Annotated in this window: 11 protein-coding genes and 1 pseudogene; 11 read left to right on the top strand and 1 reads right to left on the bottom strand. The window is 60.6% G+C overall.

Annotated elements, in window-relative coordinates; genetic code table 11:
* The first annotated feature begins 115 nt into the window (after nucleotides 1–115).
* The 9 genes and pseudogenes from L901_RS12905 (at nucleotide 116) to L901_RS12865 (ending at nucleotide 13,035) form a co-directional block, all read left to right on the top strand.
* Nucleotides 116–1,162: a class I SAM-dependent methyltransferase gene (locus tag L901_RS12905; RefSeq protein WP_059757277.1), complete on the top strand. Its 1,047-nt coding sequence runs from the start codon at nucleotides 116–118 to the stop codon at nucleotides 1,160–1,162.
* 92 nt (nucleotides 1,163–1,254) lie between these two features.
* Nucleotides 1,255–2,079 carry a bifunctional allantoicase/(S)-ureidoglycine aminohydrolase gene (locus L901_RS12900; protein ID WP_059757273.1) on the top strand — a complete coding sequence of 275 codons (825 nt, stop codon included), beginning with the start codon at nucleotides 1,255–1,257 and terminating at the stop codon, nucleotides 2,077–2,079.
* 166 nt (nucleotides 2,080–2,245) lie between these two features.
* A complete protein-coding gene (locus L901_RS12895; protein ID WP_059757271.1) occupies nucleotides 2,246–3,751 on the top strand; it encodes a sensor domain-containing diguanylate cyclase in 1,506 nt (501 codons plus the stop codon).
* A 414-nt stretch (nucleotides 3,752–4,165) separates the two neighbouring features.
* Entirely contained in the window at nucleotides 4,166–5,356 is a 1,191-nt protein-coding gene (locus L901_RS12890; RefSeq protein ID WP_082710618.1) for an efflux RND transporter periplasmic adaptor subunit, read from the top strand.
* Between the two features lie 11 nt (nucleotides 5,357–5,367).
* A pseudogene (locus L901_RS12885) lies at nucleotides 5,368–8,501 on the top strand (multidrug efflux RND transporter permease subunit).
* 118 nt (nucleotides 8,502–8,619) lie between these two features.
* Complete coding sequence (locus tag L901_RS12880; RefSeq protein WP_082710612.1) at nucleotides 8,620–9,240, top strand: TetR family transcriptional regulator; 621 nt, start codon at nucleotides 8,620–8,622, stop codon at nucleotides 9,238–9,240.
* Nucleotides 9,241–9,433: 193 nt separating this feature from the next.
* A complete protein-coding gene (locus L901_RS12875; protein WP_059757265.1) occupies nucleotides 9,434–10,957 on the top strand; it encodes a sugar ABC transporter ATP-binding protein in 1,524 nt (507 codons plus the stop codon).
* Nucleotides 10,958–11,007: 50 nt separating this feature from the next.
* Entirely contained in the window at nucleotides 11,008–12,009 is a 1,002-nt protein-coding gene (locus L901_RS12870; protein ID WP_020810859.1) for an ABC transporter permease, read from the top strand.
* 72 nt (nucleotides 12,010–12,081) lie between these two features.
* Entirely contained in the window at nucleotides 12,082–13,035 is a 954-nt protein-coding gene (locus L901_RS12865; RefSeq protein ID WP_020810860.1) for a substrate-binding domain-containing protein, read from the top strand.
* Nucleotides 13,036–13,283: 248 nt separating this feature from the next.
* Here the strand turns inward: L901_RS12865 and L901_RS12860 are convergent, their stop codons facing one another.
* The gene (locus L901_RS12860; protein WP_003523361.1) at nucleotides 13,284–14,177 is read right to left on the bottom strand and encodes a LysR family transcriptional regulator; all 894 of its coding nucleotides are present in this window, start codon (nucleotides 14,175–14,177) and stop codon (nucleotides 13,284–13,286) included.
* Nucleotides 14,178–14,714: 537 nt separating this feature from the next.
* Here L901_RS12860 and odc2 point away from each other — a divergent pair.
* Nucleotides 14,715–15,848: an ornithine/lysine decarboxylase gene (odc2, locus tag L901_RS12855; RefSeq protein WP_003523360.1), complete on the top strand. Its 1,134-nt coding sequence runs from the start codon at nucleotides 14,715–14,717 to the stop codon at nucleotides 15,846–15,848.
* A gap of 193 nt (nucleotides 15,849–16,041) precedes the next feature.
* Nucleotides 16,042–16,611, top strand: coding sequence for a GNAT family N-acetyltransferase (locus L901_RS12850; RefSeq protein WP_059757262.1), 570 nt, complete (start codon nucleotides 16,042–16,044; stop codon nucleotides 16,609–16,611).
* Nucleotides 16,612–16,752: the final 141 nt, after the last annotated feature.

Raw genomic sequence — 16,752 nt, 5'->3', positions numbered from 1 at the left:
CAAAAAAATACGCTAATCTACTAATGTATCCCTACACCGCTCAAAAATCGAAAGCGAGTGGCCTTCCGTCTCCCAGAAACGTATAGTTAACAATGTGTTAATACTGGAGGCTGAAGTGGTGCGGGTAAAGAAGAAAAATCTTGACGGGGCAAGTCTGATTACCCCGGATACTGTCGCAAAAGAGATTTTTGCACGCAGAACGGAAACATTCGATGAGCAGTTCGCAGTTGCGAAAGCAGAGATTGCGCTCATTCTCGAATTGGCACAGCAGCAATTCGACAATCGTGTTTCAGCACGTGAGATAATACATAGAACGGCGGGTGCACTGCATGCCCTGCGGGAGAAGCTCCACTCCAGCGTGTGGGCTGAACTGATTCCGCTGGTGCAGAATCACCCCGTTTCGGTCCATTTTCTGGAGGACCCGTTCACGCGCTGGTCTTTCGAAAAGCCGCGGGGTTATTCGGGCGATGCGCAGCTGCTCGATTTCATTTATGGCCACGACAGCGTTGCCGAACTGGTAAATAACGCCACGCCGCTCGGTGCTGCCCTTTACGACTACACCAGGGATGCCAGCTCCTCGGTCGCCGTGCGCGAGCGGCGCGATTTGCTGACGCGGTTCGTCGATGAGGCTGCGGCCCGGCACGGTAATGAGACGGAAATCCTCACCATCGCTTCCGGCCATCTGCGCGAGGCGGATGCCTCCGTGGCGCTGAAAGAGGGCAAAATCAAGCGCTGGGTGGCGCTCGATCAGGACCCCTTGAGCGTCGGTTCCGTCGCCCGCGATTTCAACGGCAGCTGCATCGAGGCGATCGATGGTTCCGTGCGCGATATCGTCCTGCGCACGCAGGAACTCGGCACTTTCGACCTGATCTACGCGGCCGGTCTCTACGACTATCTGAACGACCGCGTGGCGATCAAACTCACGCGGCGCTGCATGGAAATGCTGAAGCCCGGCGGCATGTTCCTCTTCGCCAATTTCTCGGAAGACATCGTCGTCGACGGTTACATGGAAACCTTCATGAACTGGGCGCTGCTGTTGCGCTCCAAGGCGGATATGTGGCGGATCGTCAATGCCAGCGCCGATCCTGCAAGCATCGAGGCGGATGTGTTTTTCGGCGAGAACCACAATATCGTCTACGCCACGATGCGTAAGAAGGTGTGACGTTCTTCGGGCCAGTCTCTGCTTGCCAATAACCATTTGATTAAACCTCGGCGCGGGCCTAAGAATCCGCGCCGAATGCGTTGCAGGATGGAATGGCTGAAATGAAGAGATATTATTCGGATATGGGCGGTCTGCCGGGACAGACGGAACTTCTGTCGAGCAAGGCGGTGTTCAAGACCGCCTATGCGGTCATCCCCAAAACCGTCATGTCCGATATCGTAACGAGCGTGCTGCCGCACTGGGCTGGCACCCGGGCCTGGATCATCGCCCGGCCGATGACCGGTTTTTCCGAAACCTTCGCGCAATATATCGTCGAGGTGCAGCCGGGCGGCGGTAGCGACCGGCCGGAACCGGACGCACGGGCCGAAGCGGCGATCTTCGTTGTCGACGGCGAAATGACCGTGGAATTCGAGGGCGTGCAGCATGCGTTGCGGGAGGGTTCCTTCGCCTTCCTGCCGGCCGGTTCCCGCTGGCAGCTTCGCAATTCGGGCAAGGCGCCGGTCAAGTTCCACTGGGTCCGCAAAGCGTTTCAGGCGGTCGAGGGGCTGGAGCCTCCGCCGGCGATCTTCACGCATGAGGATGAGCACGCTTTGTCGGCCATGCCGGATACGGACGGCAAATGGGCGACGACCCGCTTCATCGATCCGGAAGATGTGCGTTACGACATGCATCTCAACATCGTCACCTTCGAGCCGGGCGCGACCATTCCCTTCATGGAAACCCATGTGATGGAACATGGCCTTTATGTGCTGGAAGGCAAGGCCGTCTACCGGCTGAACGAGGACTGGGTGGAAGTGCAGGCGGGCGACTTCATGTGGCTGCGCGCCTATTGCCCGCAGGCCTGCTATGCGGGTGGACCGGGCCGCTTCCGTTACCTGCTCTACAAGGATGTGAACCGGCACGTGAAGCTCTGGTAACGGGCGTCATATCCGCAAAACCCATGAATTATCGCGCAATCCGGCGGTTTGCGCGATAAATGCTTGCGTTAAATCGAATATCACTAATAAATCCGGTTATGCGGGCGGCCATCGCTGTTCCGCACCGTTTCGGCATTCGCCTGCTATCCTTGAGAAGACCTCCCGTATGAATGAGATAATCGATACCAATGTCTTCAATCTTGCCCCCGTGGCGATGTGGATCGAGGATTTCAGCGAGGTGAAAAGCCAGTTCGATATCTGGCGATCGCAGGGCGTCGAGGATATCCGGGCGTTTCTTCTGGAAGATTTATCGAGAGTGGCGGCCTGCTCGCAGAAAATCCGCGTGATCAAGGTCAATGCCAGAACGCTGGAACTGTTCGAGGCCCGCGATCAGGCGCATCTCATCGACAATCTCCATCGGATTTTTCGTGACGACATGCTGGAAAGCCATGTGAACGAGCTTTCCGAACTCTGGGCGGGCAAGACGGAATTCACCAGCAACGCGGTCAATTATTCAATCGGCGGCAAGCGGCTGGATATCCAGTTGCGCGGCGCGGTCATTCCCGGCCATGAAGAAACCCTCGGGCGGCTGCTTTTGACCACCGAGGATGTGACGGAGCGGGAGGAGGCGCGCCGCAAGGAACTTCTCAACCGCCGTTATGCCGAAGGCATGTTCAAACATTCGCCCGTTTCCCTGTGGGTGGAGGATTTCAGCCGGGTGCGGCGGTTGATCGAGGAGGTAAGGGATCGCGGCATCGTCGATTTCCGCGTGTTCATGGATGTGCATCCCGAATTCGTGCGGCAATGCATGAGCGAAATCCGCGTCATCGACGTCAACCGTGCGACGCTCGACCTGTTCTGCGCGCCGGACCGGCAGGTTCTGTTGCAGCGGCTCGGCGATATTTTCCGCGGCGAGATGGAAAAACCGTTCCGGGAACAGCTGATGGAGCTTTGGAACGGCAATCTCACCCACCATCGCGAGGTGGTGAATTACGCGCTTGACGGTTCGGAGCGGCATGTGCTCCTGCATTTTTCCGTCTTCCCCGGCCATGAGCACGACTGGTCGCTGGTGCAGGTGGCGCTGACGGACATTACCGCGCGCAAGAAGGCGGAAGCCTATCTCGAATATCTCGGCAAGCACGATGTGCTGACCAAGCTGCACAATCGCGCCTTCTATTCGGACGAGCTGAACCGGCTGGAGCGCAGCGCGCTCAGGCCGGTTTCGGCCATCGTCATCGATCTCAACGGCCTGAAGGACGCCAACGACAGGCTGGGGCACGATGCCGGCGACGCATTGTTGCGGCGTGTGGGCGAGGTGCTGAACGGCGTGGTGACCGCGCCGAACCATGCCGCGCGCATCGGCGGCGACGAATTCGCGATCCTTCTTCCCGGCGCCGACAGGCAGGTGGCCGCCGCCATGGTCGAGACCGTTTATGAATTGCTGAAGATCAACAACCAGTTCTATTCCAGCGCGCCGCTCAGCCTGTCGCTGGGTGTGGCCACCAGCGAGGCCGGAGAGACGATGGAATCTCTGGTGCGTCGCGCCGATATGAATATGTACGAGCAGAAGAACGCCTATTATGCGGCGCTGCGCAACAGATCCGCCGACAATAACGACACGACGAAACCCGGCCCGCAGCCGGAAGCCTCCTCGCTGAAGCGTCTGTCCTAAGGGGGAGGGCGTCTGGGACATTCCCTCAGCCCCGACGTCATCCTCGGCCTCGTGCCGAGGATCTAATCACGTCGAATAAAATCAATCGGTTGCAGATACTCGGGACAGGCCCGAGGATGACGTCGAGAGAATGTTTATCCTCGGACTCTAAACCGCACAGCGGTGGTTTGGACGTGACTGAAGCAGCGGAAAACTTCATTCGTCCGGCTGTCGCCTCCGGCCCGTCGCGATATGTCCTGCATTGAACGCCAGTTAGTCCTCCTTTCCCAATTACAGCGCCCTGTGCAAACCGTCTCACGCACCTTCACAAGCGCGTGAGACGGCTTTTGCGCTGCAACAATTTTATTGCCGAAGTTTTACATACGTCTTAGTATGTATGTAAATGTGACATTTTTTGTGGATTCGGAGCGCAGTATGGCGAAGAGATTGGGGCAGATCGCGGCGGTGTTGTTGACGGGCATCGTTTTGGTCGGATGTAGCGATGAGCAGGCGTCCGCGCCCGGCGCGCCGCCGCCCGGTGCGGTGAAGATCGTGACGGTGAGCCAGGAAGAACTGCCCATCACCAACGAATTGCCGGGCCGTATTGCGCCGACGCGGCTTGCCGAAGTGCGCCCGCGTGTCTCCGGCATCATCGTGGAGCGGGTGTTCGAACAGGGCTCGCTGGTGACGGAAGGCGATGTTCTCTACCGGATCGATCCCGCGCCGTTTCAGGTGCGCGTCGACAGCGCCGAGGGCACGTTGCGCCGGGCGCAGGCCGCGCAGCTTCAGGCGCGGCAGACGGCCGACAGGCAGCAGCAGCTGCGCCGTTCCAATGTCGGTTCCCAGCAGGAATTCGACAACGCCATCGCTCAGCTGGCGCAGGCCGATGCCGAGGTGGCCGTTGCCGAAGCCGGCGTCGCGGAAGCGAAGCTCAATCTGCAATATGCCGATGTCAAAGCCCCGATCAGCGGCCGCATCGGTCGCGCGCGTATTACGGAAGGCGCCCTCGTCAGCGCCACCGGCTCGGAAAATCTCGCGACGATCCAGCAGCTCGATCCGATCTATGCCGACTTCACCCAGCCGGCCGCCGATCTTATCCGCCTGCGCAAGGCCCTGCAGGATGGCAAGCTGATGACCGGCCCGAACGAAGCCGAAGTCAACCTGCTGTTCGATGACGGCAGCCGTTACCCGCTGCCCGGTCGCCTGCTGTTTTCCGAAGCGGCGGTGGATGAAACCACTGGTCAGGTGACGCTGCGCGGTGAGTTCCCTAACCCGAACGGCGATCTGCTGCCGGGCATGTATGTCCGCGTGCAGATCCAGCAGGGTATCCAGAAAGCGGCCTTCGCCGTGCCGCAGCAGGCGGTTCAGCGCGATGCCGGTGGTCAGGCGAGCGTGCTTGTCGTCAATGCCGAAGACACGGTCGAGCAGCGTCGTGTCAGCGTCGGCCGCTCCATCGGTGATCGCTGGGTGATTTCCGAGGGCCTGAAGGATGGCGACCGCGTCGTGGCCGAAGGTTTCCAGAAGACCGCTCCGGGCGCGAAAGTGAAGCCGGAACCGTGGTCCGATGAGGCCGATGTCGCAACCGCCGCTGACAGCGAGAGCGCGGCTCCGGCTGCGAAGCAATAAGGACCGATTTCATGGCACGTTTTTTCATCGATCGGCCCATTTTTGCCTGGGTTGTCGCCATCTTCATCATGCTGGCGGGCCTGCTCGCCATCCCATGCTGCCGATTGCGCAATATCCGAATGTCGCACCGCCGCAGATTTCCGTCTCGACGACCTATCCGGGCGCGTCGCCGGAGGATATTTACCAGAGTGTCACGCGTCCCATCGAAGAAGAGCTGAACGGCGTTCCAGGCCTGATCTATTTCGAATCGACGTCGGAATCCTCGGGTCGCATTTCCATCAACGTCACCTTCGCGCCGGGCTCCAACATCGGTGAAGCCCAGGTGGAGGTTCAAAACCGCATTGCGCGCGTCGAACCCCGCCTGCCGCAGGCGGTGACGCAGCAGGGCCTGCGCGTGGAGCAGGCGGGCACATCGTTCCTGATGATGGTGGCGCTCACCTCCGTCGACGGCAACACGGACGCCATCGGTCTCGGCGATTATCTCAGCCGCAATGTGCTCGGCGAATTGCGCCGCGTTCCCGGCGTCGGCAGTGCGCAGCTCTTCGCTACCCAGCGCTCCATGCGTATCTGGATGGACCCGGACAAGATGCTGGGCCTCAGCCTGACATCGAACGACGTCATCGGCGCCATTCAGGCGCAGAATTCGCAGGTTGCCGCCGGCCGCATCGGCGCATCGCCAAATCCCATCGGCCAGCAGATTTCCGCAACCGTCAACGTGCAGGGCCAGCTCACCTCGCCGGAAGAATTCGGCTCCATCGTGCTGCGCGCCAATCCGGACGGCTCATCCGTGCGGCTGCGCGATGTCGCGCGGGTGGAAGTGGGCGGCGAAAGCTATAACTTCTCTAGCCGCCTGAACGGCAAGCCGAGCGCCGCCATCGGCGTGCAGCTTTCGCCCACCGGCAATGCGCTGCAGACCTCCGAGGGCGTTCGCGCCACGATGGAAGAGCTGTCCCGATATTTTCCGCCGGGTCTGGAATATGAAATTCCCTATGACACCAGCCCCTTCGTGAAAATTTCGATCCAGAAGGTGATCAACACGCTGGTGGAGGCGATCATCCTCGTCTTCGTGGTGATGTTCGTCTTCCTGCAGAATATCCGCTACACCATCATCCCGACACTGGTGGTGCCCGTGGCGCTGCTCGGCACCTGCGCCATCATGTATGTCTCGGGTTTCTCGATCAACGTTCTGACCATGTTCGCCATGGTTCTCGCCATCGGCATTCTGGTGGATGACGCGATTGTCGTCGTCGAGAATGTCGAGCGCATCATGGCGGAAGAGCATCTGTCGCCCAAGGAGGCCACCCGCAAGGCGATGGGCCAGATTTCCGGCGCGATCATCGGCATCACGCTGGTGCTGACGGCCGTGTTCGTGCCCATGGCCTTCTTCCCGGGCGCCGTCGGCATCATCTATCAGCAGTTCAGCCTGACCATGGTGGTGTCGATCCTGTTTTCGGGCTTCCTTGCTTTGTCGCTCACGCCGGCGCTCTGCGCATCGTTCCTGAAGCCCATCAAGGCCGGACACCATGAGAAGAAGGGCTTCTTCGGCTGGTTCAACCGCGGCTTCGACAAGGCGTCGCACAAATATTCCTCGTCCGTCGGCAGCATCATCAAGCGTTCCGGTCGCTTCATGGTCATCTACGCGGCTTTGCTGGTCGGTCTTGGCTGGGCGTATATGCAATTGCCGAGCTCGTTCCTTCCGAACGAAGATCAGGGCTATCTGATCGTCGACATTCAGGCGCCGGCGGAAGCCAGCAGCGACCGCACCCTGCAATCCATCCAGCAGATCGAAAAGATCTTCATGGAAGAGCCGGCGGTGGATCGTGTGATTGCGGTTTCGGGTTTCTCCTTCTCCGGCTCCGGCCAGAATGCGGGTCTCGCCTTCGCCACACTGAAGGACTGGAGCGAACGCGGACCGAACGATTCCGCCGCCGCCATATCGGCGCGCGTCAACGCCAAGCTGTGGGGTCTTCCGGACGCCATGTCGTTTGCGCTGTCGCCGCCGCCGATCCAGGGTCTCGGCAATTCCAGCGGCTTCACCTTCCGCCTGCAGGATCGCTCGGGCGCGGGACAGGCGGCTCTCAGCGCTGCCGGTGCGCAACTGATGGCCGCGGCCCGTCAGAGCCCCATCCTCGCGGGTCTTCGTATCGAAGGCATGCCGGATGCGGCGCAGGTCAATCTCATCATCGACCGTGAGAAGGCCAATACGTTCGGCGTCACCTTCAGCGACATCAACGCCACCATCTCGGCCAATATGGGCTCGTCCTACGTCAACGACTTCCCCAATGCCGGCCGCATGCAGCGCGTGACGGTGCAGGCGGAACAGGGCCAGCGCATGAAGACGGAGGATCTCCTGAACCTCAACGTCCGCAATGCCAATGGCGGCATGGTGCCGGTTAGCTCATTCGCCACGGTGGAATGGGTGCGCGGTCCCTCGCAGGTGGTCGGTTACAACGGCTATCCGGCGGTCCGTATCGGCGGCCAGTCCGCACCGGGTTACTCCTCCGGTGACGCCATTGCCGAAATGGAGCGCTTAGCGGGTGAGTTGCCGAGCGGCTTCGGTTTCGAATGGACCGGCCAGTCGCTGCAGGAAATCCAGTCCGGGTCGCAGGCGCCAGCATTGATCGGGCTCAGCGTTCTGTTCGTCTTCCTGCTGCTTGCAGCACTTTACGAAAGCTGGTCCATTCCGCTCTCCGTCATGCTGGTGGTGCCGCTCGGCGTCATCGGCTCGGTGGCGGCGGTGATGCTGCGCGGCATGCCGAACGACGTCTACTTCCTCGTGGGTCTCGTCGCGATTATCGGGCTTTCGGCCAAGAACGCGATCCTGATCATCGAATTCGCCAAGGATTTGCGGGCGGAAGGAAAATCCACCTATGATGCGACGGTGGAGGCGGCGCACCTGCGCTTCCGGCCGATCCTGATGACGTCGCTCGCCTTCTCGCTCGGCGTGCTGCCGATGGCGATTGCTTCGGGCGCCAGCGCGGCGAGCCAGAACGCCATCGGCACCGGGGTTCTCGGCGGCATGATCTCGGCGACGATCCTCGCGATCTTCTTCGTTCCCGTCTTCTTCGTCTTCGTCATGAAGATTTTCGGGGATCGGAAGAAGGAGAATGAGATTGCTGCTGACGCGGTATCGCCGGCGGAATAAAACGGGTGTGACGGCTGGGCGAAAAGTCACGTGAATGCGTTCATCTGACTGACAGCCCGGCACAGCAAACAAGGCACGGTGCGAAAGCGCCGTGCCGCGACTGGAAGGAGACATCAGCATGCGCCGAACCAAGGCCGAGGCAGAAGAGACGCGTCAGGCGATCCTGGCCGCTGCCGAGCGGGTGTTCTTCAAGAAGGGCGTGGCCAACAGCTCTCTGGATGAGGTGGCGGCTGCGGCCGGCGTTACGCGCGGGGCGATCTACTGGCATTTTTCCAGCAAGAGCGACCTTTTCATCGGCCTTTACGAATCGGTGGCGCTACCGGAATCGGACCTGCTCGATTTCGGCGATCCGGACCTCAAGGGAGAAGCGCTGCTGGCCAAGATCGAGGACGCCGCATGCAACTGGCTTTCGCTTCTTTCAAAAGACGAACAGCGCCAGCGCATCATGACCATCAGCCTGCGCACCAATTATTCCGATGAATTCGCCCCCGTGCTGCGCGCGCAGGAGGAACTGGACCGTTACCACAAGCGGCTGCTTGAGGAGGCTTTCGAACGGGCGCAGGCGGAAGGGGCTTTCAACGATAACTGGACGGCCGAGTCCGCGCTCGGTGCGCTCTACTGGCTGCTGAAAGGCATGTGCTCGGACTGGCTTCTGTTCGGCAAGCGTTTCAATCTGGCCAATGAGGGCGCGGAAGCGGTGCATCGTCTCATGAAGGCTTTTCGACGCTCCCCGGCATAGCGATCGGATTTCCCGGACCCGGCGCGGCGGTCAAATTTGAGTGTATTCTAAAACACCAGCGAAATTTGCTTTACGTACCTCAAAACGAAGGCTAGCTTCTTCCTCGAGCTTTGGGAGGAGTTCGCAGATGGTCGTTTCAGATAAAATCAAGGGGCAAGCGCCGTCCGTTCACGCCAGATTCCGGTGACGGCACATGGCTTTTGCTGACGAATCTCCAGACCACGCCCTTATCCGGACGGTTGGGCTGTCGAAGTCTTTCGGGCCGGTGCAGGTTCTCAAGGATATAGAGATCGCGGTGCGCGCCGGTGAGGTCCACGCGATCATTGGCGAGAACGGCGCCGGCAAGTCGACGCTGATGAAGCTGCTGGCCGGCAATGAAAAGCCGTCGGGCGGCGAAATCCGCATCGATGGCGAAGCCGTTACGCTAAGCGGTCCGGTGGATGCCGAACATCGCGGCATCGTTCTCGTGCATCAGGAAATATTGCTGGCCCCGGATTTGACGGTGGCGCAGAACATCTATCTCGGTCGCGAAATGCGCCGGGGCGTCATGGTGGACGACCGCGCCATGCGCGCCGGCGCCCGTAAGGCAATCGCCGATCTCGGCGGTACGATCGATCCGGACGCCATCGTCGGCAGCCTGTCGATTGCCCAGCGGCAGCTCGTGCAGATCGCCCGTGTGCTGCTCGTGCCGCATCGTGTGGTCATTTTCGATGAGCCGACGGCGAGCCTTACGCCCATCGAAACGGATGCGCTGCTGAATGTCATCAGGGACATCCGGGCGAAAGGCGTGGCCGTGCTTTATATTTCGCATCGTCTGCCGGAGGTGAAGGAGATCGCCGACCGTGTGACGGTTCTGCGAGACGGCAGGCTGGTCGCCTCCCATCCGGCCTCGGCGCTGGAACCTGCCGATATGGCGCGGCTGATGGTGGGGCGCGATGTCGCCAAGCTTTATCCGGACCGCGCCGCCGGTGGCCAGCATGAGCCGGTTCTGCAGGTGGAGCATTTTACCGTACCGGGTTATGCGCAGGATGCCGGTTTCAGCCTGCGCAGGGGCGAAATCCTCGGTTTTGCGGGTCTGGTCGGCGCGGGCAGAACGGAACTCATGGAAGGAATACTCGGCCTGCGCGCCGGTCGTGGAACCGTACGACATCATGGCAGGCCCGTGCATTTCGCAAAGGCGGAAGACAGTCTGAAGGCCGGTATCGTTTATCTGAGCGAGGACCGCAAGGGCAAGGGCCTGCTGCTTACCAAGGATTTGCGTGTCAATCTCACGCTTGCTTCGCTCAAGAAATTCAGCCGGCTGTTTCAGATCGATACCCGCCGGGAAACGGCGGCGCTCGATGATGCGGTCCGGGATTTCGACATCCGCACCGGCCGCAAGGATTTGCTGGCGGGCCAGCTTTCCGGCGGCAACCAGCAGAAGCTGCTGCTGGCCAAGATGATGCTCATCGATCCGTCCATCGTCATCATCGACGAACCGACGCGCGGTATCGATATCGGCACCAAGGAACAGATTTACCGCTTCATCGCCAGGCTCGCGGATGAGGGGCGCTCGATCATCGTGGTTTCCTCGGAAATGCCGGAGCTGATCGGCATCTGCGACCGCATTCTGGTGATGCGTTCGGGCCGGATCGTCGGCGAGGTGACGGGTGAGCGCATGACCGAAAACGACATCGTGGCGCTGGCGACGGGCGTTCACACGCAGGAACCCGCCTGAGCGCCCGTTTGCCGGGAAACATGGCCTGACAAAAGAGACTGAGGGGAAACATGACTGAGGCCGCATTTGACAACGGCAAAACGCCGAAGACCTCGAAGGACTGGGATCTGCGCGCCGTCGCGCCTTTCGTGGCGCTGGCCCTGCTGCTGGTTCTCGGCACTATCGCCAATCCCAATTTCATCGGCATCGACAATCTCCTGAACGTCATCACCCGCAGCGCCTTCATCGCCATCATCGCGCTCGGCGCAACTTACGTCATCACATCGGGCGGGCTCGATCTTTCGGTTGGCGCGATGGTGGCTTTCGTCGCCAGCCTGATGATCCTGTTCATGAATAGCGGCGTCATCGCCAGTCCGCTTTTAATGCTGCTCACCGCCATGGCGCTGGCGCTCGCCATCGGGGCTGCCTGCGGGTTGACGAACGGCCTCATCACCACCATCGGCCGTATCGAACCCTTCATCGCCACGCTCGGCACCATGGGCATTTATCGCGGCTTGACCACATGGCTGTCGCAGGGCGGGGCGATCACGCTGCGCAATCCGGAAATCCAGACGCTTTATCGTCCGGTCTATTTCGGCAATGTCCTTGGCGTGCCGGTGCCGGTCATCGTCATTTTCGTCACAGCCGCCATCGCCGCTTTCGTGCTTTACCGCACCCGTTACGGCCGGCATCTGACCGCAGTAGGGTCGAGCGAGGATGTGGCGCGTTATTCCGGCATCTCGGTCGCGCGGGTGCGCACCATCGCTTATGTGGTGCAGGGGCTGTGTGTCGCCGTTGCGGTGCTGCTTTACGTGCCGCGTCTTGCATCCACTTCGGCCACGACAGGCATGTTGTGGGAGTTGCAGGCCATCACCGCCGTCGTCGTCGGCGGCACGGCGCTGAGGGGCGGGGTGGGGCGCATCTGGGGGACGATCTGCGGCGCCTTCATTCTGGAGATCGTCGGCAACATCATGATCCTGTCGAACTTCGTCAGCGAATATCTGATCGGCGCCATTCAGGGGGCCATCATCATCATCGCCATGCTGGTGCAGCGTTCGCTCAGCCGCAGGTGACGTATCACGCCGCGCCATGTGGGGCAGGCGCGGTCGAAGGAGGAACGCCCCGGTCTTGGGAGGAAAGAGACTATGCGTAGTAAATTCATCGGCGTGGCCTTTGCCGCGCTGGCCACGGTGCTTGCCGCTTCAGCGCATGCGCAGGATAAGAAGGTCACCATCGGCGTTTCTATTCCAGCGGCCGACCATGGCTGGACGGCGGGCGTCGTCTACCATGCCGAGCGTGTGGCGAAGCTTTTGATGCAGGAACATCCGGGGCTCAATGTCATCGTCAAGACGTCGCCGGACGCCGCCAATCAGGCCAATGCGCTGCAGGACCTTGCCGTGCAGGGGCTCGATGCGCTGGTCGTCTTGCCGTCCGATCCAGATCCGCTGGTCAACGCCATCAAGGAGATCAAGGACAAGGGCACCTTCGTTGCGCTGGTCGACCGCGCGCCGAGCGTCAACGACAATTCGATCCGCGACCTCTATGTTGCCGGCAACAACCCCGCACTTGGCCAGGTGGCCGGCGAATACATCAAGAAGACGACGCCTGACGCCGAAGTCGTGGTCATTCGCGGCCTGCCGATCCCGATCGATCAGCAGCGGCAGGACGGTTTCGACAAGGGTATCGCCGGTTCCAGCGTCAAGGTTCTCGACCGTCAATACGGCAACTGGAACCGCGACGACGCCTTCCGCGTGATGCAGGACTATCTGACCAAGTACAAGAAGATCGACGTGGTCTGGTGTCAGGATGACGATATGGCTATCGGCGTGCTGGAAGCCATCCAGCAGGCGAAACGCACCGATATCCAGTATATCGTCGCGGGCGCCGGTTCCAAGGACATGATCAAGAAGGTCATGGACGGTGACAAGCTCGTGCCGGTCGACGTGCTCTACCCGCCGGCAATGGTGGCGACAGCCATGCAGCTGACGGCCGGGCATTTCTACGATCAGGTGCCGGTCGCGGGTGAATATATCCTCGATGCGACGCTCATCACCAAGGACAATGCCGAGCAGTTCTACTTCCCGGATTCGCCGTTCTGACGAGCCGGCTTCTGCCATGCGACGCCCGCTGAAACGCGGGCGTCGATGCTGCTAAAAGTTTGCCGAGGTTTGGATTTGGCGAGACGGCTGCATCCCCACTCCGTCACCCCGGACTTGTGTGGACGTATTGTGGTTTACTTGATGCATAGGCCGGGATGCGCATCCCGGCCTATGCATCAAGTAAACCACAATACGTCCACACAAGTCCGGCATGACGGCGAGACGCTCGGCGAATGCCGCCCGGCCCTTCACCCGTTTTTCCTGAACCACGCCGAGAGATAATCCACGAAGCTGCGCACCTTGGCCGGCAGGTAGCGGCGATGCGGATAGACCGCATAGATACCCCTGTCCTTGGAAATAAAATCGTCGAACAGCGTCACCAGCTCGCCGGACTGGATATAGGGTCTGGCGATGAAATCGGGCACCAGCGCAATGCCGAGGCCGGCGCGGGCGGCGCGCAGCGTCGCCTGTGGGCTGTTGACCTCGATCGGTCCGCTGATGGTGACGGAGTTCGAGCCGCCATCCGGCTCGAGATAGCGCACCGTATTGTGAAAACGCGTATTGGTGTCGATGATGAAGGGAACGCGGGAGAAATCCTGCGGCCCGTCGAGCGGCCCGTGCTGCGCCACGAAATCCGCCGTCGCCACCGCATAGACCCGGAAATCGGAAAGCTTGCGGGCGATGAGGCCCGAATCCTCCAGCCGGGTTATGCGAACCGCAAGGTCGAAACCCTCCTCGATCAGGTCGACGAACCGGTCCTCTGCGACGATTTCGAGCGACAGTTCCGGATTTTCCTTGGCGAAATCGATCAGGCTCTGGCCGACATCGGCATCGATGAAGGTGCGGGGAACGGAAATCCTGAGCTTGCCCTTGAGATCGGCATTCTTTTCGCGCACCAGATCGGCAAGGTTATCGATCTCCTTCAAAATATCGGAAGCGGTGCGGTAATAGGTGTGCCCGGCTTCGGTCAGAGAGAACTGCCGGGTGGTGCGGTTGAGGAGCAGCGCGCCGAGATCGTCCTCCAGTTCCCGCACATATTTGGACAGAAGCGCCTTGGAACGCCCCGTCTTGCGCGCAGCGGCGGAAAAACCCTCCGCTTCGACGACATCGATAAAGGCGCGGATGCGGGTGAGCGTGTCCATGAAAATCCTCCAGTTCGTTCCATATAATTGAACGGCGAGGGCGGACTGTTCAACCCTTAATTCATTGCCGAAAAAATCCGCTCTTTGGTGAAAAAATCCTCTTGATTATGACTGCGAATATTCTTATTTCCCGTGCTGCCCAAAGTCGCACGTGCCCATGTGTGTCCGCCGATTCCTCGATGTGGTGAGGATTTAGGTAAGGTACCTGGAACTAACCCCTCCAGTCGCTATTCCGGCCAACCGGAAAATGCGAGGACATACGAAGCAACGACGGTGCGGGCCTTTCTGGTTCTCTGCCGGCTTTCCATCAGCCGGGGTACTAAAGAGGCACACCATCATTGCCTGAAGTGCGGTCGGGTCATTCCCTCCAATCCATGGCAGACAAAGCCGAATGATGCTCTGGCAGGGCATCGTTCACATTCGCGCCTTGAGCGTATGCTATCGATTCTGCGCCTCCACCGGCTGATTCGAATGCATATCTCGAGCGTCCTTTGTCCTTCGGATTTTTCCGAAGCCGGTTTAACAGGGAATACATCGATGACGACTGCACGCATTCTCGACTTCATCAAGACCCGACGTCCCGAAGGCCCTTGCCTCGTGGTTGATCTCGACGTCGTGCGCGACAATTTCAACGCTTTCCGGCACTCCCTGCCGAACAGCGCCATCTATTACGCCGTCAAGGCAAACCCGGCTCCCGAAATCCTGAAGCTGCTCGCTTCGCTCGGCTCCAACTTCGATTGCGCCTCCGTGGCTGAAATCCAGATGGCGCTCGATGCCGGTGCGACGGCCGACCGTATCTCCTTCGGCAACACCATCAAGAAGGAACGCGATGTTGCACGCGCCCATGCGCTCGGCATCGATCTCTTCGCCGTGGACAGCCATGAGGAAGTCGAGAAAGTTGCCCGTGCCGCTCCCGGCGCGCGCGTCTTCTGCCGCGTGCTGACGGATGGCGAAGGTGCCGAATGGCCGCTGTCGCGCAAGTTCGGCTGCGTTCCGCAGATGGCTGTCGACGTTCTGGTCTATGCACACCAGCTCGGCCTCGAATCCTACGGCGTGTCCTTCCATGTCGGTTCGCAGATGATGAATCTCGACGCATGGGATGCGGCGCTGGCCGATGCCAAGCGCGTCTTCGCTTCGCTTGCCAAGCAGGGCATTCACCTGCAGATGGTCAACATGGGTGGTGGTTTCCCGACCAAGTACCTGCGCGACGTTCCGGCTGCCGAAGAATACGGCCAGGCGATCGACACGGCGCTGCGCAAGCACTTCGGCAACCAGATCCCGAAGACGATCATCGAGCCGGGCCGCGGCATGGTCGGCAATGCCGGCGTCATCAAGGCGGAAGTCGTTCTCGTGTCGCGCAAGTCCGACAATGACAACCACCGCTGGGTGTTCCTCGACATCGGCAAGTTCGGCGGTCTCGCCGAGACGATGGACGAGGCTATCCGTTACCCGATCCGCACTGAGCGCGATCAGGACGAGATGGAGCCCTGCGTTCTGGCCGGCCCGACCTGCGACAGCGCCGACGTGCTGTATGAAAAGAACATGTACCCGCTGCCGGTCTCGCTGACCATCGGCGACGAAGTTCTGATCGAAGGCACGGGCGCTTACACGACCACCTATTCGGCGGTCGCGTTCAACGGTTTCGAGCCGCTGAAGGCCTACGTCATCTGATCCGAGTGCCGTCCGCTGAGCAGGGCGGCGTCTCGACCAAGCTTCCGTTCCGGCCCTGCCGATTGTGCTGATGCGCAAATCCCTGCTTGCTGCACCTCTTCCAGCCGAGGAAAGCGTGTCGGCGGGCCGGAACGGCTCCACCAATTTTTCATCAAGGGCCGCGTGTGGGCGGTAGTGTGACGGGAGGCCAAGGATGGCCGCTCTTTTGAATTCGGTACGGGCATTTTTCACGCCGCAGACATTTCATGTCGATCAGGAAAATCCGGGCGATGTCGTCGCCCGTGAGAACCTGCTCGACCGCGCCATGGGCGCCGGCCGCCGCCGCAAGTCTTCCGAAAAGCTGCGCGCCGGTCGCGTTCCGGCCGAAGGCCTGGCGCTCGTCGCCCGCGATGAGGATGGCCATGTCATCGGCACGGTGCGCCTGTGGAACGTCGAGGCCGGCATCTCGCGCGAAGGCCGCGCCGTCGAAGCGCTGCTGCTCGGCCCGCTGGCCGTCGATGCCGCCCATGAGGGCAAGGGCATCGGCTCGGCGCTGATGCGCGCCGCCATTGCCGAAGCCACCAAGCGTGGCCACGGCGCCGTTCTTCTGGTTGGCGATGCACCTTATTACGAGCGCTTCGGCTTTTTCGCCGACAAGGCCCAGCACCTCATCATGCCCGGCCCGTTCGAGCGCAGCCGTTTCCTGGCGCTGGAACTGAAAGCCGGCTGGCTTGAAGGCTCTGCCGGTCTGCTGGTGGCAAGCGGGCGTAGGCTCTCGGCCTGAGACTGGCCTCGCTGCTGATATCAAACCCCGGCCCAAAGCCGGGGTTTATTGTTTCTGCTCTATGGCCATGGGGTCGGCCGTTGCCCGCCGATAATTTCTCGGGGCGCCTCTTGCGCGCAGAATTTTACGGGTATATACCCG

The organism is Agrobacterium sp. D14 (genome assembly GCF_001526505.1).
Taxonomy (GTDB): Bacteria; Pseudomonadota; Alphaproteobacteria; order Rhizobiales; family Rhizobiaceae; genus Agrobacterium; species Agrobacterium leguminum.
Note: the sequence above shows the minus strand (reverse complement) of the source record. Positions and strands in the feature narration are given on the sequence as shown.